At 46.7% G+C, this 19,258-nt stretch carries 20 protein-coding genes and 4 tRNA genes; 6 read left to right on the top strand and 18 right to left on the bottom strand.

Annotated elements, in window-relative coordinates; translation table 11 throughout:
* Nucleotides 1–12: 12 nt before the first annotated feature.
* The 7 genes from COU47_02285 to COU47_02255 are packed head-to-tail and all read right to left on the bottom strand — an operon-like array spanning nucleotide 13 to nucleotide 6,885.
* A complete protein-coding gene (locus tag COU47_02285) occupies nucleotides 13–1,353 on the bottom strand; it encodes a hypothetical protein (GenBank protein PIR69560.1) in 1,341 nt (446 codons plus the stop codon).
* Nucleotides 1,354–1,362: 9 nt separating this feature from the next.
* The gene (locus COU47_02280) at nucleotides 1,363–2,718 is read right to left on the bottom strand and encodes a hypothetical protein (GenBank protein PIR69559.1); all 1,356 of its coding nucleotides are present in this window, start codon (nucleotides 2,716–2,718) and stop codon (nucleotides 1,363–1,365) included.
* A 3-nt stretch (nucleotides 2,719–2,721) separates the two neighbouring features.
* On the bottom strand, nucleotides 2,722–3,300 hold the full coding sequence (locus COU47_02275) for a hypothetical protein (protein ID PIR69558.1): 579 nt from the start codon (nucleotides 3,298–3,300) through the stop codon (nucleotides 2,722–2,724).
* Nucleotides 3,301–3,313: 13 nt separating this feature from the next.
* The gene (locus tag COU47_02270) at nucleotides 3,314–5,767 is read right to left on the bottom strand and encodes a DNA gyrase subunit A (GenBank protein PIR69557.1); all 2,454 of its coding nucleotides are present in this window, start codon (nucleotides 5,765–5,767) and stop codon (nucleotides 3,314–3,316) included.
* Nucleotides 5,768–5,770: 3 nt separating this feature from the next.
* Nucleotides 5,771–5,998, bottom strand: a complete 228-nt coding sequence (locus COU47_02265) for a hypothetical protein (protein ID PIR69556.1) — start codon at nucleotides 5,996–5,998, stop codon at nucleotides 5,771–5,773.
* 1 nt (nucleotide 5,999) lies between these two features.
* Nucleotides 6,000–6,659 (bottom strand): hypothetical protein, encoded by a 660-nt coding sequence (locus COU47_02260; GenBank protein ID PIR69555.1) that lies wholly within the window; start codon nucleotides 6,657–6,659, stop codon nucleotides 6,000–6,002.
* Nucleotides 6,660–6,669: 10 nt separating this feature from the next.
* Nucleotides 6,670–6,885, bottom strand: a complete 216-nt coding sequence (locus tag COU47_02255; GenBank protein ID PIR69554.1) for a hypothetical protein — start codon at nucleotides 6,883–6,885, stop codon at nucleotides 6,670–6,672.
* Between COU47_02255 and COU47_02250 the strand changes: the two genes are divergently transcribed.
* From COU47_02250 to COU47_02240, 3 genes are read left to right on the top strand one after another with little or no spacing between them, the layout of a single operon-like run.
* Complete coding sequence (locus COU47_02250) at nucleotides 6,880–7,266, top strand: hypothetical protein (protein ID PIR69553.1); 387 nt, start codon at nucleotides 6,880–6,882, stop codon at nucleotides 7,264–7,266. The genes COU47_02255 and COU47_02250 overlap by 6 nt on opposite strands.
* A 6-nt stretch (nucleotides 7,267–7,272) precedes the next feature.
* Nucleotides 7,273–9,798, top strand: coding sequence for a hypothetical protein (locus COU47_02245; protein PIR69552.1), 2,526 nt, complete (start codon nucleotides 7,273–7,275; stop codon nucleotides 9,796–9,798).
* Nucleotides 9,799–9,849: 51 nt separating this feature from the next.
* Nucleotides 9,850–11,076, top strand: a complete 1,227-nt coding sequence (locus COU47_02240) for a 30S ribosomal protein S1 (GenBank protein PIR69551.1) — start codon at nucleotides 9,850–9,852, stop codon at nucleotides 11,074–11,076.
* 16 nt (nucleotides 11,077–11,092) lie between these two features.
* On the opposite strand, the gene COU47_02235 is transcribed toward COU47_02240, so the two are convergent.
* A complete protein-coding gene (locus COU47_02235; GenBank protein PIR69550.1) occupies nucleotides 11,093–13,078 on the bottom strand; it encodes a hypothetical protein in 1,986 nt (661 codons plus the stop codon).
* Between the two features lie 98 nt (nucleotides 13,079–13,176).
* Between COU47_02235 and COU47_02230 the strand changes: the two genes are divergently transcribed.
* The gene (locus COU47_02230) at nucleotides 13,177–14,115 is read left to right on the top strand and encodes a hypothetical protein (protein ID PIR69549.1); all 939 of its coding nucleotides are present in this window, start codon (nucleotides 13,177–13,179) and stop codon (nucleotides 14,113–14,115) included.
* Nucleotides 14,116–14,140: 25 nt separating this feature from the next.
* Nucleotides 14,141–14,539 carry a hypothetical protein gene (locus COU47_02225; GenBank protein PIR69548.1) on the top strand — a complete coding sequence of 133 codons (399 nt, stop codon included), beginning with the start codon at nucleotides 14,141–14,143 and terminating at the stop codon, nucleotides 14,537–14,539.
* 127 nt (nucleotides 14,540–14,666) lie between these two features.
* Here the strand turns inward: COU47_02225 and COU47_02220 are convergent, their stop codons facing one another.
* Genes COU47_02220 through COU47_02210 form a run of 3 tightly spaced genes read right to left on the bottom strand, consistent with a single transcriptional unit; the run spans nucleotide 14,667 to nucleotide 16,675 of the window.
* Nucleotides 14,667–15,512, bottom strand: a complete 846-nt coding sequence (locus COU47_02220) for an endonuclease III (protein ID PIR69547.1) — start codon at nucleotides 15,510–15,512, stop codon at nucleotides 14,667–14,669.
* 1 nt (nucleotide 15,513) lies between these two features.
* On the bottom strand, nucleotides 15,514–16,074 hold the full coding sequence (locus COU47_02215) for an aminoacyl-tRNA hydrolase (protein ID PIR69546.1): 561 nt from the start codon (nucleotides 16,072–16,074) through the stop codon (nucleotides 15,514–15,516).
* Nucleotides 16,075–16,087: 13 nt separating this feature from the next.
* Nucleotides 16,088–16,675: a DNA-3-methyladenine glycosylase gene (locus COU47_02210; protein ID PIR69545.1), complete on the bottom strand. Its 588-nt coding sequence runs from the start codon at nucleotides 16,673–16,675 to the stop codon at nucleotides 16,088–16,090.
* Nucleotides 16,676–16,704: 29 nt separating this feature from the next.
* Between COU47_02210 and rpsT the strand changes: the two genes are divergently transcribed.
* A complete protein-coding gene (gene rpsT / locus COU47_02205) occupies nucleotides 16,705–16,971 on the top strand; it encodes a 30S ribosomal protein S20 (GenBank protein PIR69544.1) in 267 nt (88 codons plus the stop codon).
* Here the strand turns inward: rpsT and COU47_02200 are convergent.
* The 7 genes from COU47_02200 to rbfA all read right to left on the bottom strand — a co-directional run bounded on the left by COU47_02200 (nucleotide 16,951) and on the right by rbfA (nucleotide 19,257).
* Nucleotides 16,951–17,880 carry a hypothetical protein gene (locus COU47_02200; protein ID PIR69543.1) on the bottom strand — a complete coding sequence of 310 codons (930 nt, stop codon included), beginning with the start codon at nucleotides 17,878–17,880 and terminating at the stop codon, nucleotides 16,951–16,953. The genes rpsT and COU47_02200 overlap by 21 nt on opposite strands.
* Complete coding sequence (locus COU47_02195; GenBank protein ID PIR69621.1) at nucleotides 17,877–18,254, bottom strand: response regulator; 378 nt, start codon at nucleotides 18,252–18,254, stop codon at nucleotides 17,877–17,879. The genes COU47_02200 and COU47_02195 overlap by 4 nt, the downstream gene beginning before the upstream one ends.
* A gap of 98 nt (nucleotides 18,255–18,352) precedes the next feature.
* Nucleotides 18,353–18,423 (bottom strand) — tRNA-Gly (locus COU47_02190).
* A 17-nt stretch (nucleotides 18,424–18,440) separates the two neighbouring features.
* Nucleotides 18,441–18,527: transfer RNA gene (locus tag COU47_02185), tRNA-Leu, on the bottom strand.
* A 45-nt stretch (nucleotides 18,528–18,572) separates the two neighbouring features.
* A tRNA-Leu gene (locus tag COU47_02180) sits at nucleotides 18,573–18,654 on the bottom strand.
* A gap of 87 nt (nucleotides 18,655–18,741) precedes the next feature.
* Nucleotides 18,742–18,816 (bottom strand) — tRNA-Cys (locus COU47_02175).
* Between the two features lie 102 nt (nucleotides 18,817–18,918).
* A complete protein-coding gene (gene rbfA, locus COU47_02170; protein ID PIR69542.1) occupies nucleotides 18,919–19,257 on the bottom strand; it encodes a ribosome-binding factor A in 339 nt (112 codons plus the stop codon).
* Nucleotide 19,258 lies beyond the last annotated feature (1 nt).

Raw genomic sequence — 19,258 nt, 5'->3', positions numbered from 1 at the left:
AATAGTATTATATTACGGGATATTACAGGCGGTCGCCGTGTTTTGCCAGGCATCGGATCTATTGAAGCTCGTGCCGCCTCTTGAAATTTCACATGCCTTATTAATATTGCTTGAAGCATTTTGAGCCGCCGCCACACATTGGTTGTAGAGATCTCGATTCACAACTCTGCAGTTGTGATTACTTCCAGTGTACGCACTATCAAATGCAGAGGGGCAATCCAGCCCCCCAATCGTATTAGCGGAAATATTAATTTGAAATAAGCCCCAAGATACAACGCTTCCGTCTCCTTCGCATACATCACTCCCGCTCGGTTTTGCGGCCACGCCAGCGCTCTCAGCCTGGCAGATAATAGAAGCATTTTGAGCGTTATTTCCAAAGCAGGTATTTTGGAGGCTGTTTACTGAGCAAACACCTTGTGAGACCGGAGAACATGTTGATCCCCCTGGTGGTGGCTGCTGTCCGTTTCCGTTATCATTGTCGGGAGGATTAGAGGTGCTTCCTCCACCGCCCGAAGAAGAAAGATCCAGCGGGACTTCAGTTCCGGAGGTGCAATCAGGGAATTGGTACCATTTAATTGTAGTTCCCGTATCTGAATATTGGATGTCGCCTACACCTAGTGCAAGATTAACAATAACAGTACTTATGATGAGCCATGCGGCAAACGCAATAATAAATCCGATAAATGTATTTGATACAATGGACTTTCCACGGGTAATGCGCGTCTCGTTTCCTGCGGCGGTCAAGAGAATAATGCCACCGATAATAAACGCAATCGCAACAAGGGGAAGCATGATTGCGTAGAAAAGGAACTGGACGACGCGCCATCCTGTACGAAACGCCTCGCATAGGTTGCATTGGGTCGGATCCGCATCCCCTAGTGCACATTGCACAAACGGGGCAAATCCGCCGCCGTCAGTAGTTACCGGAGCTGGAGGGGCTCCGCCCGGCTGAGGAGCTGATCCTCCTGTCCCTCCATCACCGGGTTGTTGTCCCTCCGGTAAGGATGGCGGAGGTGAAGCGGTTGAAATATTCGCCCGCGTGCAGCTTGATTGGTTCGTGACACTTCCGCTACAAAGAAGAGCGCAGGCGCCTGCGTCTTCGGCAATGATAGAACGATTGCTATCGCAGACATACACAGATTGCGTGCTGTCTGAGACAGTGTGTGTAATGCAGGCACTTATTGAACAGCTTGCGTCGCATGTCTGTGGATTTGTGTATGCAACATTTGATTCGCCGGAAGCAAGGGCTTGGCAAAGATACACGCTTTTTGCAAAAGCGTGTTCTGTAAATATAATGCCGTATGCGGCGGCGCAGACGAGAACGAAAAGAAAAATTACAAAAAAACGCTTCATCTTTTTATATTACGGTAACACAATGGCTTCTAAAAGCCGCTGCATTTTGAGGTGTGCTTCATTGATAATGTCTTCAATGCTTTTTATTTCGAGTTTTGCCTGTTCCGCCATGTCGCGGATAATCGTGTAGGTTCCTTCGGGGTCAGGGTCAAGCCAGAATGTGTTCTTGACGGCAGAGCGGTAGATTGTCGCAAGGAGCGGGTTATCGTTGCCTGCCAAAAGTGCTGCGCGTGAGGTTGGTGCAAGCATGAACCGTTCCGCAATAGAAGATTGGTTTTCTGGACGGGCAAGGAAATTGATAAAGAGGAGGCCTGCGGATTGGCGGAGCGATTCGGCTTGCCGGGAAAGAACGAGCGTTTGAAGCTTCCCGTAGGTGACATGCGCGCTCCCGGTTGATATTTGGGGAATCTCCGCTATGTCAAAATCCAAGTGCGGATTTTTGTTCCGTATCTTTTCTATTTCGGAGCCGTACCCAATATACATTGCCAAGCGTCCTTGTGCGAATGCGTCTTGGGCTTCGGGCATGTTGCGCGTCCAGCTGTATGACTGTTTGCGGGGGTCTGCAAATTGGTTAAAAAATCGGATGCTCTCTGCAACTGCCGGGAGTGTATCAAAAGATGAATCGTTTATTGCGCTTTTTAGGTCCACTTGCAAGTTGTCTTGTGAGCCATGCGTTGCGAGGAAAGTAATAGGGTTTTTTACCTGGAGGAAAAAGAGGGAAAGAATGTCTTTTGCGTGTGTGATATTTTCAAAAAGACCGAGAGCAGCACCCGCCTGCGTAATTGTTCCCGAAGAATTTTTTTGCGTGAGCGTTTCTGATGCGGCTAGAAATCCCGCCCAATTTTTGGGTGCATCTGCAACACCTGCCGAACGGAAAAGTTCCCTGTTCCAGAACAATACGAGCTGGTCGGACACAAAGGGGATGGCGGCAACCCGTCCCGGAGGCCATAGCAATATATCTGCTCCGTCAAAAAATGTTTCGCGAAAATCCCGTTCCGGGTATGACTTCGGCCCTAGCTGGAGCGCTTTCGGAAGATTTTCAATAAAGTTTTGTTGTGGGAGTATCCAGATATCGGGCCCCGTGCCTGCCGCAAGCGCGCCCACAACTTTCGGGAGGTATTCTTCTTCGCTGAATTGCGTGTAGGTGATAGCGACATTTTTTTCTTCCTTGTCATTAAATTCTTCGATTAGGGGGAGAATCACTTGCCGGGGGAGTGTGCCCCAAAACTCAATGGGGGAGTTGAGGTCTTTGAACCGCGTATCGCGCAGGCCAGGAAGGGCGCCTGCAAAAATAAGAAACGCAATAATAATTGCTGTGATGAATACAAAAAATACGGCAAGTTGCAGAAAGGAAATGTTTTTCATGCGCTATGATTTTTTAAATAAAAGCCCGTAATGATGCTCTCCTGTATAAAACTCCTTGTCCCAGATAAAGCCTGCAGCGGTAAATACCTCCTTTGTTTTTGCTTTGTCTATCAGTTGTTCTTTTGGAGGACCGAGAACGCCTGCGCTGATGTCCCACTCGACAACCGAAGCGGTTCCTTTTGATTTGAGTATGCGGAACGCTTCTTTTGCGACCGCGTCCTTATCGTCCGCCTGGAAAAGAATATTTGCAACGACAACATGGTCCGTGTAGTCATCTTTGAGCGTGCTTCCATTGGGGGACTCAAGATCAGCCCATATCGTATATACATTGAGGAGATGATCCGCTTTTGCCTTCCCTCGCACGACTTCAAGCATCTCTTTTTGTATGTCGAGAGCATATACCCGTCCCGAGCGCCCTACGGCGTGCGCAATCGGGATAGTGCGAAATCCGCTGCCGCTTCCGAAGTCAGCAACAATCATTCCTTCTTTGATATTCGCTTGCTTGGTAATGTCTTTCGGGTCAAGAAAGGCCACAATGCTGATGCGAATGAATGGTAATATCGGCAGTCCGTTCCCGGACATGCTTTTTGCGTTTTTATAACAACGTTATAGACGCGATAGAGTCGTTTGCGTCGAGTTTCATAAGGCGCACGCCCTGCGTTGAGCGACCAAGTTCAGGAACTTGTTTTACTTCTGTGCGGATGATCTGGCCCTTTTTTGAAATGGCCACAAGCTCTGTTTGTTCAGTGATAATTTTTGCATCCATGAGGGGACCTGTTTTGGGGGTGATGTTCATTGTTTTGATGCCGCTGCCGCCTCGTTTTTGGATCCGGTAGTCCTGCACGGGAGTTTTTTTGCCGTACCCCTTTTCGCTGATGACAAAGAGAGATGCGCTTTTTTCTCCCGAACTCAGAATATCGGCGCCTACTAAAGCATCGGACTGGTGCAATCGGATTGCGCGCACTCCTGCTGCGGTGCGCCCCATCGGGCGGACGTCGCTCTCTTTGAAGCGGACCGAGATGCCCTTTCTTGTTGCAAGAATGATATGGTCATTTTTCTGGGCAAGCCGTACCCACCGGAGCGTGTCGTTCTTTTGGAGTTTAAGAGCGATAATCCCTGAACGGCGTACATCGTCAAAGTGCGCAGACTCTACTTTCTTTATTATACCGTTTTCCGTAACCATAAGTAAGGAAAAGTTCTTATGCTTCTCATCTTTGGCAACGGAGATCATTGAGGTTATATATTCAGTGGGAGTGAGCGCGAGGAAATTCACCGCAGATTTTCCTTTTGTGGTACGCTTTCCTTCCGGAATCTCATACGCTTTTGTCTTATATACCTTTCCTGTGTTTGTGAAGAAAAAGAGGTCATCATGCGTATTTCCGGAGAGCACGGTATCAATAATATCCTCTTCTTTCATGGACATCGCCGATATGCCTTTGCCGCCCCGTTTCTGCCCGCGGTACTCTTGCGGGTCTACGCGCTTGATATAGCCGCCCTTGGTAAGGATGGTGAATGATGCCTTGTTTGGAATAAGATCTTCGGCAGAGAATGACTTTACCGCGTGCGTAACTATCTTTGTTTTTCGTTCGTCGCCATATTTTTCCTTGATAGCGATGAGTTCTTCCTTGATGACGCTGAGCATTTTTTGCGGATCTTTCAAAAGCGCGCGCAAGTGCTTGATGAGTTTTTGTTTTTCTTTGAGTTCATCTTCTATTTTCTGGCGTTCAAGTCCCGCAAGCGTTTGGAGGCGCATCTCAAGAATTGCCGTTGCTTGGCGGTCGGATAGTTTGAATTTTTTCATCAGCCGCTCGTGCGCCACATCCTTATCGGGGGATTTTTTGATGGTTTGTATAATCGCATCAATATGATCAAGCGCTTTTTTGAGCCCTTCAAGGATATGCGCGCGTTCTTCCGCGCGTGCAAGTTCGAATTTCGTGCGCCGTTCAACGACATCTTTCCGGTGCGCGATAAAGTATTCTAAGAGTGACTTCAGGGATAAGAGCTGGGGCTGAATACCATCGACAAGCCCTACCATATTAAAGTGGAATGCTTTTTCGAGATCAGTGTGCTTATAGAGCGCGTTCAATACTTTTTGCGGGAATGCGTCGCGTCCGAGGTCTATCGCTATCGTGAGTCCGTCTTTGTCCGACTCATCCCGGACATCTTTGATGCCGTCTATTTTTTTGTCACGAACCAAGTCAGCAATCTTTGTAATAAGGTCAGCTTTTGATACTTGGTAGGGAATTGATGTGACGATAATCTGGAATTGTCCCTGCTTTTTTTCTACAATTTCTGCTTCTCCGCGGGTAACAATGCCGCCGCGTCCTGTCGCGTACGCCTGGAGAATATCCTGTTCATTGAATATAAGTCCTCCTGTAGGAAAGTCAGGGCCTTTGACCAGATTACCCAGGTCTTCAATGGTTGCTTTGGGCTTTTCGATAAGATGAATGGTTGCGTCGATGACTTCCCTCAGGTTATGAGGAGGGATGTTTGTCGCCATACCCACTGCAATACCGAGCGAGCCATTCAATAATAGCTGGGGGATTGATGCCGGGAGCACCTTTGGTTCTTTGCGGGTTCCGTCATAGTTGTCGGTAAAATCAACCGTATCTTTTTCAATATCCCGGAGCATTTCCGCGGTTATTTTTGTCATGCGCGCTTCGGTGTAACGCATGGCTGCCGGCGCATCGCCGTCGATAGAACCAAAGTTCCCCTGGCCGTCGACAAGGGGATACCGCAAAGAAAAGTCTTGTGCCATGCGTGCCAAGCTATCATACACCGCGCTGTCTCCATGTGGGTGGTATTTTCCGAGCGCATCTCCGACGATTGCCGCGGATTTACGGTGTTTTGAAGAAGCAGACAAGCCCATCTCGTGCATAGTGTAAAGAATCCGGCGATGAACGGGCTTGAGTCCATCGCGCACATCAGGAAGCGCGCGCGCGACAATAACACTCATTGCATAGTCGAGGTACGATTCCTTCATTTCTTGAACGATATTGCGGTCAGCAATACCTCGTTCTTGTTGCGGTTGTTTTTGTTCTTCTTTCATATATTAAAACTCAGGCGTATTGTTTTTTATCTCCTGCCAGAGAACGCGAAACGGCCCTGCCTGTTGCTCTTGCATTTGCTGTTCTGTGGCTTCTTTTTGGGGGAGTGATATCCATATAGCGATCACTCCAATCATGACAACGCATACCGTTATAAAAATTATCTTATCTTTTTCCTTGTCAGACTTTTTCTGCAATGCCTCTAAAGCGCTGAAAAAGGAGCGTGAAGGCATATTATGATGAGGCAGGCTCCAATACTATTATTTTCGTCTCGTCTACCGGCAGATCTTTTTTCTTGAATGTGAACTTTGTTTCCGGTTTGACTTCTTTTATGCCCATCTCATCAAAGAACGCTTTGAGTGCATCTTTTTTCTTTTTTGGTCCCTCATTGTCATAATGCATCGGGATAATGATGCGCGGCTCAATTGCGTTTGCTATTTTTGCGGCACTCTCTGCATCTAGAACCGTTTTCCCTCCGATGGGGAGAAATAAGACATCTATTTCACCAAGTTTTTCTTTTGTTTGGTTCCGAAGTGTTTTTTCTCCGAAATCTCCCATGTGCAATAAGATGACGTCCTCAAACCGCATGCGGTACATGGTGTTTTTTCCTTCCTTTTTTCCTTCAGCGTCATCGTGGAAAGAGGAAACGCCGAGTACTGAGATGTCTTTATATTCATATTCTCCCGGGCCGTCTATAACAAAAGGCGCTTCGTCATTTTTTCCGTGGAGCACCTCTTTGCCGTTATGGTCATCGTGGTCGTGGCTTACCAGTACCATATCCGTCTGGAAATAAGGGCTTTTGAGGCTCGATTTCTTAGATGGCGGGTCAAACGCGACAGCGCGCTCGCCCGAGGTTATTTTGAAGCACGATAAGCCGTATGAGGTAATAATCATATGTTTTTATTTATCTATAGTACGCGATTTTGGGGCGTTTGTGAACCCCGTTAGAAGTCTGGAAGTTGGCAATGAGAACGATATTAGCTTTTAAAAATTGGCAAAAAACCTCTCCGCAAGATATAGAAAAATTTAATTCAAATTTTTCTATATGAGATTTCTGGCGGGGTGGAAGCGTGCTTTTCCCAAACATTTCACTAAAATGATATGATTTATATATATGCATATTCTTCCGGCAACATTTTCCTATGTGTATTGGCTGTATCGGGAGGGGGTGGGAGCGTTTTTTCGTGCGTGGATGAATTATCACTGGTTTGTATATCACTTTTTTTCCGTTCCGGTACTTGCCCGTACCATGTTTGCGCCATGGCGCAGGATGCAGGAAGCAGGTGCGCGCGGGTTTGATCCTGAAAAAATTGCCGAGCGCATCATTATTAACAGCGTTTTGCGTATTACGGGATTTGTTATCCGGTTTGTTTTTTTACTTACCGCGATAGCGAGCGAGTGCGCGCTTTTTGTGGTCGGGTGTATTTTATTTTTGTATTTTATAACATCGCCTGTTTCGGTCCCGGCGACATTCATTACCGGCGTATTGCTTTTGTTGTAACGCTTTATGGATTCGGTCACGATAAAAACACATTCTCCAGCGCTATACCGGACACTCCGCGTTGATGCATTTGTCCGCGCGCCAATCCGCTTGTTTTTGTTGCGGCTCGGGCTCTTTCTGCATGTATGCTCCATAACTGTTTTGTGCATAGCGTTTTTATTGCGCGCGCTTTCTCATACATTTCTTGGCGGGTTGTTCTCGTTTTTTTCTTCATTTGATCCCTTCTTCTTGTGGGGTTTCTTTTTTATTGCAGCGGCGTTCTTTTACTTCTTTTTATTTATTGAGTTTTTTTATATTGCATCATCGCGGGCAGTCATTGTGGGCAAAAAGGAGGATAGCGACATCGCTCTTCTTCTTTCGGGGGCGGCGCTCTATGCGGAACTCGGCATATTAAAAGAAAAAGGAGATTTTTCGTTGTTTGATGCGTATACGATGCTCCATCGGAATGCTGTGTATGGTGCTTCGTGTGCGAGGCTCGGCGTATCGCCTGTGGATTTTTCTTCATTTTTCCATTCACAAAAAGAGAGTCTCAGGCAGGTGTATATCCCGCGGCGCGAATTTGTAAGGCGCATGGCGGGCTTAGATACGGGGGATGGAGAGGTGGTGCAATTCGGGGTCTTGTCTTGCGCGCTTGGGCTCTATGATATTGATGAACGGCTCCGCTCGTTTCTTTTTGAACGGAGAATCGGGCGCGAGGAGTTTGCAGGCGCCCTTGCCTGGATTGAAGAGCTCCATAAAATGCGTGTCCAAAAGCGTGCGTTTTGGGAGAAAGCAGAGCTCGGGCGCACTCCGGGCGTTGCAAAGGATTTTGGGTTCGGGTACACCTATACGCTTGATGCGCATTCCCGCGACATACCTGCGGACGGCAATATGCTTGTTCGTGCGGGGCGCGTACATATTATTGATGCGGTTGAGAATATTCTTTCAAAGAGCGGAGAGGCGAATGTGCTTCTGGTGGGTAAAGATGGTGTCGGGAAGGAAACAGTTCTTGAGGGGCTTGCTACGCGGATATTCCGGGGAATTGTATCGCCGTTTCTGGAGTATAAGCGTATTGTCCGTTTGGATATAGACAGCATTATTGCCGGAACAAAAACAAAAGGCGCTTTTGAGGAGCGTATGATACGGATATTATCTGAAGCAGTAGGTGCCGGAAATATCATTCTCGTGCTTGAGGATTTTCCGCACGCGATAGAAAGCGCGGAGCGTATCGGTTCTGACCTTGTAAGTATCACTGAACATGCATTTTCCGGAAAAGCGCTTCAGGTGATTGCGCTCGCAGATCCTCGCGGGTACCACGCCGTGCTTGAGCCGCACGGGAAGGTGCAGGCGCTCTTCAGCAAAATAGACATAGAAGAACCGAACGAATTAGAAACCCAAATCATTTTACAAGAAGTAGTCCCTGCTATTGAGCGGAATTCGCATATTATTTTTTCGTATCAGGCGCTTGCGCGTATCAGCAAGATTGCCGGGCGGTATATTCAAACAGGGGCAATGCCCGAAAAAGCAATCAATCTTGCCGATGAGGTATTTACTGCATATGCAACAAGGGGCAGCGGAATTATTTTGTCTGCCGATGTAGACACGTTTGCTTCGCGTAAACTCAAAATTCCTCTTGGAGACGCCGAAGATAAAGAAAAAGACATCTTGCTGCATCTTGAAGACCTGCTGCATGAGCGCATTATCAACCAACAAGAAGCGATCCGCACAATTGCCGACACTATGCGCCGTGCGCGGGCAGGTATCCGGAATCAAAAACGCCCGATAGGGTCATTTCTCTTTTTGGGTCCAACCGGAGTGGGAAAAACAGAAAGCGCGAAAGCCCTCGCATCGGTCTATTTCCGGGGCGAAGACCGGATGATCCGGTTTGATATGTCGGAATTCCAGGGAGAAGAAGGAATAAAAAAGCTCATTGGATCATTTGAGACATCCGGGCAAGGCATGCTTTCACGCGAAGCCCGCGACAATCCATTTGCATTATATTTATTCGATGAGATAGAAAAAGCATCGCATGAAGTGCTGAATCTTTTTTTGCAGATTCTTGAAGAAGGCTTTTTCACTGATTCGCGAGGCGACCGCATTTCTATGCGTGAAACAATAATGATACTTACATCAAATGCGGGGGCATCAAGCATTTGGGATCTGGTCAAGAAAGGCAAAGACCCTGCGGAAGTAAAAAAGGAAGTAGTGGATACGATACAGCGTGAAGGTATCATTTCCCCGGAGCTCTTAAACCGCTTTGACGGCATTGTTGTTTTCCATCCATTGAGCGGAGAACAATTAGGGCAAGTTGCCCGCTTGTTACTTGGCGAGTTTAAGGCGCGGCTAAAGGAAAAAGACATTTCACTTGAGATTTCTGATGCTCTGGTAAAAAAAGTTGTTGAAATAGGATACAATCCGGCATTCGGTGCGCGTCCCATGCGCCGCGCAATCGCGGACAGGATTGAGGCATATGTTGCAAAGAAAATGCTTGCCGGCGAGCTTAAACGGGGAGATGTCGTTCGATTTAGCGAACAGGATATAGAAAACCTTTAGTATTGCTTATATATAATAGAAGGATAATGGCAGGCATAACGCCGGCTTTTTGTGTGGCGCGCCTTGCAATTGCGGGGCATATCCATTACAATATTTTTCATGCAATCAAATACACCGACAACCGAGAAACGCCCCAAACGGGAGCATCCAATGGAATATCTTTTTAAAACGGTGACCATCCCGGCGCCTCGAGTGGGCGACCTTGTTGAGGGCACGGTTATCGGCAAGGAGGGAGCGCGTTTATTTATTGATCTGGGTCCCTTTGGCTCAGGGGTTGTATATTATAGTGAATTCGTAGATATGCGCGACACGGTGCGCAATCTCCGTCCGGGCGACAAGGTGACAACGAAGGTTATTGCGCTTGAAAATGATGAAGGCTTTGTAGAATTATCTCTTGCGGCAGCCGGACAGGAAATTGTCTGGCGCGATGCGGAGGTATTGATGCGTGAGAAAAAACAATTAGCACTCAAGGTGGTAGACGCGAACAGCGGCGGACTTGTGCTTGAGTGGAAGGGCATGCAGGGATTCCTTCCGGCTTCCCAGCTTCGCGTGGGGCACTATCCGCGTGTTGAGGGGGGAGATAAAGACAAGATTCTTGATGAATTAAAAAAACTTATCGGTCAAACCCTTTCGGTAACCGTCATTTCCGCAAATCCGAAAGAAGGAAAGCTGATATTTTCTGAAAAGGGGGTAGAGTCCGAAGAAATAAAAGAAATGATCTCTAAATATACTATAGGAGATGTTGTTGAGGGAGAGGTGACCGGTATCGTTGACTTCGGCGTATTCATAAAGATAGAAGAGGGCCTTGAGGGCCTTGCTCACATTTCGGAGCTTGATTGGGGATTGGTTGACGACCCTAATACGCTGTTCCATGTAGGAGACAAGGCAAAAGCGAAAATAATCAGTATTAAGGATGGCAAATTCTCACTTTCTGTAAAAGCGCTGTTGCCCGATCCGTGGCAAGAGGTAAAAGATAAATATAAGAAGGGAGATATTGTAGAAGGCGTTGTGATACGCTTTAACAAGTACGGGGCGCTCATATCGGTAGAAGAAGGCGTTTCGGGGCTTGTGCATATTTCTGAATTTGAAAACGAAAAAGCGATGAAAGAAAAAATAGAGCTTGGAAAAACCTATCCCTTCCAGATAACATTATTTGAACCCGATGAGCGTAAAATGACGCTTGTGTATCTGGGGGAGGGAGCGAAGCCACGAGATGAAGCAACCGACCAACCGAAAACGGAAGACAAGAAACAAGACACAAAAGAAGAAGAAAAATAATCCCGTGTATGCGGGGTTATTTTTTTATTTCCTCAAGGGCTTGTCCAAGCATTTCAAAATATAAATTCCATCCTATTTTATTTGCGACACCCGATTGTTCCTTGCCCAAGATATTGCCCGAGCCGCGCATTTCTAAGTCGCGCTTTGCTATTTCCATTCCTGCGCCTAAGTAGGAAAGCTCTTCTAATATAGCAAGACGCCGTTCTGCTTGTTTTATCCCAGTAGAGGTAGCACGCGGAGCGCGCGCCAAAGCTCTGATGGGATAAAAAAAGTACGCATAGCTTTGAATATCGCTCCGGCCGATGCGTCCGCGGAGCTGGTGGGCTTGGGAAAGTCCCAAAAGAGACGCGTCTTCTACAATAAGCGTGTTTACTGTGCTTATATCAATACCGTTCTCAATAATGGTGGTTGATACGAGCACGTCCGTTTTTTTATCGCGAAAGTCCCGCATGACGCGTATGATTTCTGATTCTTTGAGGCGCCCATGGATAACGCCCAGTCGCATGTGCGGGGCAAGTGTTTTAAGGACCTCCAATATTTTTGGTATCTGGTGGATGCGGTTCGCAAGATAATAGACCTGCCCACCGCGTTTGTGTTCTTGTATGAGCGCCGCCTTGATGATTTCTTTTGAATACGGTAAAACATGGCTAAGAGGTGCCATGCGACCGCGCGGCGCCTCTTTTAATTGGGACAAAGGACGGATGCCCGCAAGCGAAAAGGCGAGCGTGCGCGGTATGGGTGTTGCCGAAAGCGTTAGTGTGTCTACTGCGGGGTATGTTTCTTTTAAAAATTCTTTATGGCGTACGCCAAAGCGCTGCTCCTCATCTATAAAAAGCATCCCCAAGTTTTTAAATGATACATTTTTTTGTAAGAGCTTGTGCGTTCCTATGACGAGGTCTATTGTTCCGCTTTTCATTCCTTCTTGAATTTCTTTTATTTTTTTTGCCGGCTCAAGCCGTGTGAAGCGTTCTATGCGGAAAGGGAGAGGGGCAAGCCGTTCTTTGAATAGTTCGGTATGCTGGTCGGCAAGAACGGTGGTGGGCGCAATGATTGCTGCCTGCTTTCCATTTACAAGTACGCGCAAGAGCGCACGAAGAGCGACTTCTGTTTTTCCGAACCCCACATCACCTGTTAATAGGCGCTCCATAGGCTGGGCGCGCGCAAGATCTTCAAAAATTTCTTCAAATGCAATTATCTGGTCCCGGGTCTCTTCAAATGGGAACGCGTCCCATATTTCTTTTTCTGCGGGGTCGGGTACATAGGGTGCGCGCGTCACTTCGGAGCGTTTTTTATAGAGGGCGGCAAGCGAGCGCGCAAACGCGATAATGTCTTCCTTCGCTTTTTTCTTCGTGGTGCGCCAGAGCGGCGTTCCAAGCCGGTGGATGGCGGGTGTGCGGAGTCCTAAATAAAGCGAAATCCGTTTTGATTCTTCTTGTGGAACAAATAAGCGGTCAGGCTCACCGCCTTTGCGTGCGGGCGCATATTCAACAACAAAAAATCCATCCTCTGTTTTTTTGTATGTGCCGATTCCGTGGTCAATGTGGACGACATAATCTCCAGGCCGAAAATCATATTCTTTATGCTGCGCGGTAGGAGATACGATCTCTTCATCAGTATCAATAGCATCATATATTCGGATATCTTCTATTCTATTTCCGTCGAACTCTATTGCGATTGGCTTTTCGTGATTAATGGGGTAGATAACGATAGACGCGCCCTTATGCAGAAATGTTCCTTTCGCAAGCGTGTTTACTGTTTTGTGGTATCCTCTATCGGCAAGCTCGCGTAGCAATTCGCTTTGCTTACATGCGGTATATTTTTCAATAAGAATAGTGTTTCTCGAGAAGTAGGGATTAACGCTTCTTTTGCGGATGATTTTTTCTTCTGATTTTTTCCACCACAAAACGGGCTTTCCCAAAAATTCGGGGGTAAGTCCTGCAATAATAACGCGTTGTTTTTTTGTGTTGCCTTGACTGTCCAAGGTAGATATAGCGTAACTCAATCCCGCGTACTGTTCAAGAAACTCACACCCCCACTTTTCCAGGAGAGAAAAATCAGGTATCCTATAAGTATTATAAGATAATCAAAATTCTTATTTTTATGACACTAAAAAAAATACTCGGTCCGTTTATGGGCGTAGTCGCTCTCTCTCTTGTTTTTTCATGGGGGGCGTTTGCGCAGACGGGAACCACTGACGGCAACACCTCATCTCCTACGCAGGTTGATGGGACAAAGCCAAAGCCGCTGCCCACTGATGTGCTCCAGGAACTCCAGCAAAAACGGGAGGATGCTCGGGATGATTTTAACGAAGGAAAGGAGGAAGTAAGAACAAACGCTCAGCAAACGCGGGAAGATATACGCAAGGAGACAGAAGAAAACCGCAAAGAAATGGGAGACGCAATGCGCGAAGCAAACATGAACGCGCGCGACACGATTGCTCAAAAACGGGCGGAGTTTCTTGAAAAGAATGAGATGATTCGCGAAGAATTTAAAGATCGGCTTGAGCATGCGCGGGAGGAAGCAAAACAGCGCATGGAGGAAAAGCGTGAAGAGATGAAAGAGCGGCTTGAAGAGATAAAAGATGAGCGCAAGAAACAGTCGCTTGAACGAATCAATGAGCATTTGAATGCCATTAATGAGCGGATTACTAATCACATGCTCAAAGTGCTCGAACGGCTCGAAAATATTCTTGTTAAGATAGGTTCGCGTGCGGACAGGGCAGAAGAAGCAGGGCACGATGTTGGCGCGGTAGATAATGCAATAGCAGCAGCTCAAGAATCAATTCGTATCGCCCGTGAGGCAGTGCTTGAACAAGCATCTCAGACATACGAAGTAGACATTACCGATGAGGAAACATTACGCGAAGCGGTAGAGGCCGCAAAGCAGGAGCTTCGGGATGATCTTGAGGCGCTTAAGGAAGTCATCAGAGAGGCGCACGAGGCAGTGCGCAAGGCCTGGGAGGCGCTTACATCTATTCCGAATGTTGATAATGTCGGCAACGATGATTCTTCTTCGGATGATAATGACGATGGAGAGTAATATTTATTCATTAATTTGATAACATATGGATACATCACAACAGTCAAATATGCAGCCGCAGGGTAACCAGATGCCAGCACAGCAACCACAGCAACCACAGCAACACATGCCAACACCTCCCATGGCAGGCGGAACCGGCGGAGGCAGCGAGAAAAAGTCTTCACCCTTTCTTAGTATTGTCATTATTCTCGCTCTTGTCCTGATTGCAGCAGGTGCCTGGTTTTATTTCAGGGGCGGTCTGACATATCCCGGAGGTGATAATATGATGGAGGACGAATTGATGGTAGAAGAAAATGAAGCGGGGGATGTTATAGATATCACAGATGACACCACAACAAGCATTGAAGCAGACATCAATGCAACCGACTTGGGAGATATTGATTCGGAATTCCAGGACATTGATAACGAACTCAATAATTTATAAGCGTGCTTGTTGCGTATCTCTTTTCTTTGGATGTGTTTTTTGCCGCAAGCTTTTTTGCGGCAGGCGCGCTTCCATTATTATTTGCGTTTGCGAATAAGCTTTCTACAAGAACCGTGCGTGTCTGATACTAACGAGCGTATATGTATAAGCGGCTATTTTTTTCACGGAGTAGCCGTTCTTTTTTGAGCGATGCGATAAGAGCGGAGGCGTGTGTGAGCACATCCCCTTTTTTAATATACGGGTCTTTCAAGAGAGCGTTTCGTATGGAGGCAGGCGTTGTGCCATTCTTTCGTAAAAGCGCATGGTCTATTATTTTTGCACGGATGTAGCGCGTAGAGCCACGGAACGGGGATTGTTTTGTGTATGACGCACTCTTTGTGTTTGGATTATTTTTTGTGCCGCCGAGCACATCGCGTCCGTAATCCATAAGGGCGCCGTACCATTCGCGTTTATGTTGGCTTGGTTGCGTTTTTTGTACATAGCGCATAACCCACGCATCCGGGATATTTCTCTTTTTCCCCCCGAAAAAATGAATATACACACGTCGTATGTTTGTATCTAAAAACGGCTCGCATATACCATATGAAAAACAGGCGACTGCACGCGCTGTGTAGTGACCGATGCCAGGGAGCGTTTCAAGTTCTTCGGGAGAGCGAGGAACGCGTTCATTGTATTTTTTGTGGATAATCGTTGCGGTATCTTTCAAGAACCGTGCACGGCGATTGTATCCTAGTCCTTGCCAAGTGCTAAGCACCTTTGAAAAAGGCGCTCGAGAGAGCGCTTTGAGAGTAGGAAATGCTTTGAGCCATTCATTGTATTTGGGGATTACGCGCGGGATTTGTGTTTGCTGGAGCATTATCTCCGAGATGAGAATGTGATACGGGTTCCGCGTTTTTCTCCAGGGAAAATTATTTTTGCGCTTGTTGTTCTTGTGATGCTCCCAGATTATATATTGGAATTCTTTAGTGCGCATATTAATTATGCGTATTCATCGCTTTTTGGTGACCCTCTGTAATAATGGTTGTGAGCGCTTCGTTCGTTTTTTTAAACACTGTCTTGAGTTTACCGAGCTCTTTTGCGTTGAATTTTTTCAGAAGAAAGGCAGGCATCTGCTTTTGCCCCGGTTTTCTGCGCGGAGCAATGCCGATGCGGACGCGCACAAAGTCTTTCGTTTTTATCATCCGCATAATGGATTCAAGCCCCTTGTGTCCGCCCGAACCTCTGTCGAACGATATCTTAAAACGCCCAAGTTCAATATCTATGTCGTCATAGAGCACGACAAGGGTGCGGGCCATTTTGACCGACATTCCTTTTACCGCAATGCCTGATTTATTCATGAATGTTTCGGGCAGGAGACAGGTAAATTTTTCCTTTTTGAGAGCCCCCTCTGTTTTAAGCGATTGGCGTTTTTTATCTATCTTCCAATCTTCCAGTTCCATTTTCTTTGCAAAAGCAATAACCGCCATGCGCCCTGCGTTGTGGCGCGTGCACTCGTATTGTTCGCCCGGATTACCAAGGCCTACAAGCGTATACATATGGAATAGTATATCATAATTTAGAAATCGCCTTATTTCCCTTTATATAAAATCGTAATTTTCTTTTCGCCCAATATGAGCCCGCATAATCAATGCCGATGCGGGCAGACGCGACGATATTTTTTGCCGGTGTTTTTTTTCCTGCTTCAATCCAAATGCGTTTTGATGTTGTTACATCTTCTCCGTAGAGTGATTTATCAAGATGAAAATATCCGCATAACTTTCCCGGTCCGTTTGTGTGTTTATAGTCATCGCTATTTTCCGGTTCAATGGCGCGTATCAGGAAGCACTGCGGGTGGTCTTTTGGCCCTGTACTGATATTAAACTGCCAATATATGCCATAAACAAGATAAATATAGACATGTCCCCCTGCATAAAATTCAGCTTTATTGCGTTCTGTTTTTTTGTTTCGTTTTGCGTGGGACGCGAGGTCTTCGGGACCGATATAGGCCTCCACTTCCACAATTTTGCCTTTTTTCAGGACACCGCTCGGAAGGCGCCGTACCAAATACGCTCCAAGTATGCTTTGCGATACGGTTACTGCGTCCTTGGTAAAAAATTGCCGTCCGAATCGTCTGCGAACGCTTCTCTGTTGACTCATATAGTAAAATTATATAGGCTAGAGGCTATATGCCAATACTAAAAGCAGCAAAAAAAGACCTAAAACAGTCAAAAAAGCGGTATGTGCGCAACCTGAAACGCAAACGGGTTGTTCAGGATGTGTTCAAAAAAATGCGCGTGTTAGCTGACGGGGGAAAGATAGACGATGCGGTCAAGCTTCTGCCGGAAGCATATAAAGCGCTTGATAAAGCGGCAAAGCGGGGTATCATTACAAAAAACACTGCATCGCGCAAAAAATCCCGTATTACGAAGCGTTTACAGAAAACGAGAGCGTAAGATATGCGGACGGAGTGTCAGCATAAAAAGCTCGAGCTCGCCCGGGAGGTCCCGGGTTTTTATTTTGTCATCTTGCCAGAGTGTGATGAGCCACTCAAATGTTGATTCGATTTCCTGTTTTGTGAATCGCTCGAGCGCCCAGCCCGCTTTTTTTATAACGAAGGGATGCAGTTTTGTTTTTTCTGCGATAGCTGACGGAGAAAGATGCTTGTAAGCTGATACAACAAGGATATTTTTATATTGCCAATATAATTTCCAGAATATGTCTCCTATCGAAGCACCTTCCGCAAGGATTTCGTGGTAGAGCATAAATGCTTCGTGCGGCCTTTTCTCGGTTACGGCATCAAGGAGCTTAAATATACTTTTTTCATTTTTTTTAAGAGTGGACGCGTGTTGCATGCCGAGCGTGCGGAGCTCGAGCGCATGGATAATAGCCCAGGGATTCTCTCCGCAGGCGCGTATGAGTGCGCCCGCCTCCTCCTTCGTAAGGGTGAGGCGCCGTTCTTTCGCTTGCGTTTGCGTCCATGACACGAGCTTCTGTTTTGTGAAATCCGGATATTCTTCCAGCTCGGTTTTTGTGAGGAGTTTTTCTGCCTTCTTTTTTACATCAGTGGTGAGCGAGGACTCTTGCACAATAAGTACAGCATCACTTTTTTGCAGTAGGGGGGCAAGTGCCCAAAAAACCCGCCTTCCCTCAGCTGAAGAGAGAATGTTTTTTGCGATTACGATACGCTGTTCTCCGAAAAGACCGGTGCTTCTCAGTGCGTGCTCAAACGCGTCGGCAGAAAAATTCTCTTCTGTGAAAGAAGAGATAGAGGAGTTGGGGCGGGATGCCGCGTATTGTTTTTGTAGTTCACGGACGCGCTCCTGCGCGGTGAACGCATTCTGCCCGCATATGAGATGTATCATATGTATTTTTTGCTGAGGAGTTCTTGCACTTTTTTTACTATTTCCGAAGGCGTAAAGTTTGCTTTGATAAGAAAACCGGACACGCCTAATTCTTGCGCTTTTTCAATGTCCTTTTTTTCTCCAAGGTTCGAAAGGATGAGCACGGGGATATTTACAAGACGGGGGTCCTGTTTTAATTGTTGTACAACTTCAAAGCCGTCTATGTTCGGAAGGATAAGATCAAGGAGCAAAAGGCTTGGCGCTTTTGTTTTTGTGAATTCAAGAGCTTCTTCTCCTGAAGATACTCCTTCTGTTTGAAAGCCCTCTTTTTGCAGTTTATTCACGAGGAGATTCCGCATAAACTTGTCGTCTTCCACCACCAAAACTAGTTTTATGTTCTGGTTTTGCTCGGGAGAGGGCACTGGTACGGCGTTTTGTTCGTCGCTCATATCTTTTTATTGTATCAATAGATGAGAAAAATTAATAGAATATGTGCGGATAGCGAGAATCGAACTCGCACTTCCTCGTTGGCAACGAGGTGTCCTGCCACTAAACGATATCCGCAAAACAACGCATATTTTTGGTGGGCAGGGGGAGAGTTGAACTCCCACGGGATTTCTCCCACCAGCTCCTAAGGCTAGCGCGTCTGCCAATTCCGCCACCTGCCCAGGCAGTTATATTACCTTATCAAAAAATGTACGCACCAGCAATTATGCCCAGGGTGGGAGTCGAACCCACAGGCCTTTCGGCCACGGATTTTAAGTCCGCTGCGTATACCGGTTCCGCCACCTGGGCATGTGTCGTGTCGTTATAATGCCCGGCTGGGGCGCAGGGGGGAATCGAACCCCCGCATGGGAGTTTTGTTCCGGTAATCAAAATTTTTGAAGGCCCGAGCGGGAATCGAACCCGCGTATAAGGGTTTTGCAGACCCATGCCTTACCACTTGGCTATCGGGCCACTACAAATTTTGATTATTGAGAACCCCGGCTTCATTATTATTATATATTTATAATAGTGCGTCGGGACAGACTCCAGCGTTTCCACTTCGCCACTGCGCCGTTATTTTTCTTTTTTTATTTTTTCAATAAGCGCTTCAATATGCATCCTGTGTTCTTCTTCCGCGTCAATCTCAAATTCAAACATCGGCAAAAACTTCATAGAGAGATTCTTGCCAACCTCTTTTCTTAATGAAGAGAGGATTTTTTTGAGCTCATTGAGCGCTTCTTCCGATTTGTCTTTTGGGTCAATCGTAACAAAAATCACCGCCTTTTGGAAGTTCGAAGAAAGGTCTATCCGGGTGACAGTAACTCGCGCGTCTTCATAACGAAGATGCGAAAATATAAATTCCGGTATGATGCGGGAAAGAAGGGATGCCAGCTTTTCTTTTCGAAAGCTCATG

This window comes from Candidatus Niyogibacteria bacterium CG10_big_fil_rev_8_21_14_0_10_46_36, from assembly GCA_002772995.1.
GTDB lineage: Bacteria > Patescibacteriota > Minisyncoccia > 1-14-0-10-42-19 > 1-14-0-10-42-19 > 1-14-0-10-46-36.
The sequence above is the reverse complement of the archived record's forward strand: the minus strand, read 5'-3'. Positions and strand labels throughout refer to the sequence as shown.

Coding starts and splice junctions, on each gene's coding strand:
- COU47_02285 (PIR69560.1), bottom strand. CDS start 1,353: ATGAAGCGTTTTTTTGTAATTTTTCTTTTCGTTCTCGTCTGCGCCGCC.
- COU47_02280 (PIR69559.1), bottom strand. CDS start 2,718: ATGAAAAACATTTCCTTTCTGCAACTTGCCGTATTTTTTGTATTCATC.
- COU47_02275 (PIR69558.1), bottom strand. CDS start 3,300: ATGTCCGGGAACGGACTGCCGATATTACCATTCATTCGCATCAGCATT.
- COU47_02270 (PIR69557.1), bottom strand. CDS start 5,767: ATGAAAGAAGAACAAAAACAACCGCAACAAGAACGAGGTATTGCTGAC.
- COU47_02265 (PIR69556.1), bottom strand. CDS start 5,998: ATGCCTTCACGCTCCTTTTTCAGCGCTTTAGAGGCATTGCAGAAAAAG.
- COU47_02260 (PIR69555.1), bottom strand. CDS start 6,659: ATGATTATTACCTCATACGGCTTATCGTGCTTCAAAATAACCTCGGGC.
- COU47_02250 (PIR69553.1), top strand. CDS start 6,880: ATGCATATTCTTCCGGCAACATTTTCCTATGTGTATTGGCTGTATCGG.
- COU47_02255 (PIR69554.1), bottom strand. CDS start 6,885: ATGCATATATATAAATCATATCATTTTAGTGAAATGTTTGGGAAAAGC.
- COU47_02245 (PIR69552.1), top strand. CDS start 7,273: ATGGATTCGGTCACGATAAAAACACATTCTCCAGCGCTATACCGGACA.
- COU47_02230 (PIR69549.1), top strand. CDS start 13,177: ATGACACTAAAAAAAATACTCGGTCCGTTTATGGGCGTAGTCGCTCTC.
- COU47_02225 (PIR69548.1), top strand. CDS start 14,141: ATGGATACATCACAACAGTCAAATATGCAGCCGCAGGGTAACCAGATG.
- COU47_02220 (PIR69547.1), bottom strand. CDS start 15,512: ATGCGCACTAAAGAATTCCAATATATAATCTGGGAGCATCACAAGAAC.
- COU47_02215 (PIR69546.1), bottom strand. CDS start 16,074: ATGTATACGCTTGTAGGCCTTGGTAATCCGGGCGAACAATACGAGTGC.
- COU47_02210 (PIR69545.1), bottom strand. CDS start 16,675: ATGAGTCAACAGAGAAGCGTTCGCAGACGATTCGGACGGCAATTTTTT.
- rpsT (PIR69544.1), top strand. CDS start 16,705: ATGCCAATACTAAAAGCAGCAAAAAAAGACCTAAAACAGTCAAAAAAG.
- COU47_02200 (PIR69543.1), bottom strand. CDS start 17,880: ATGATACATCTCATATGCGGGCAGAATGCGTTCACCGCGCAGGAGCGC.
- rbfA (PIR69542.1), bottom strand. CDS start 19,257: ATGAGCTTTCGAAAAGAAAAGCTGGCATCCCTTCTTTCCCGCATCATA.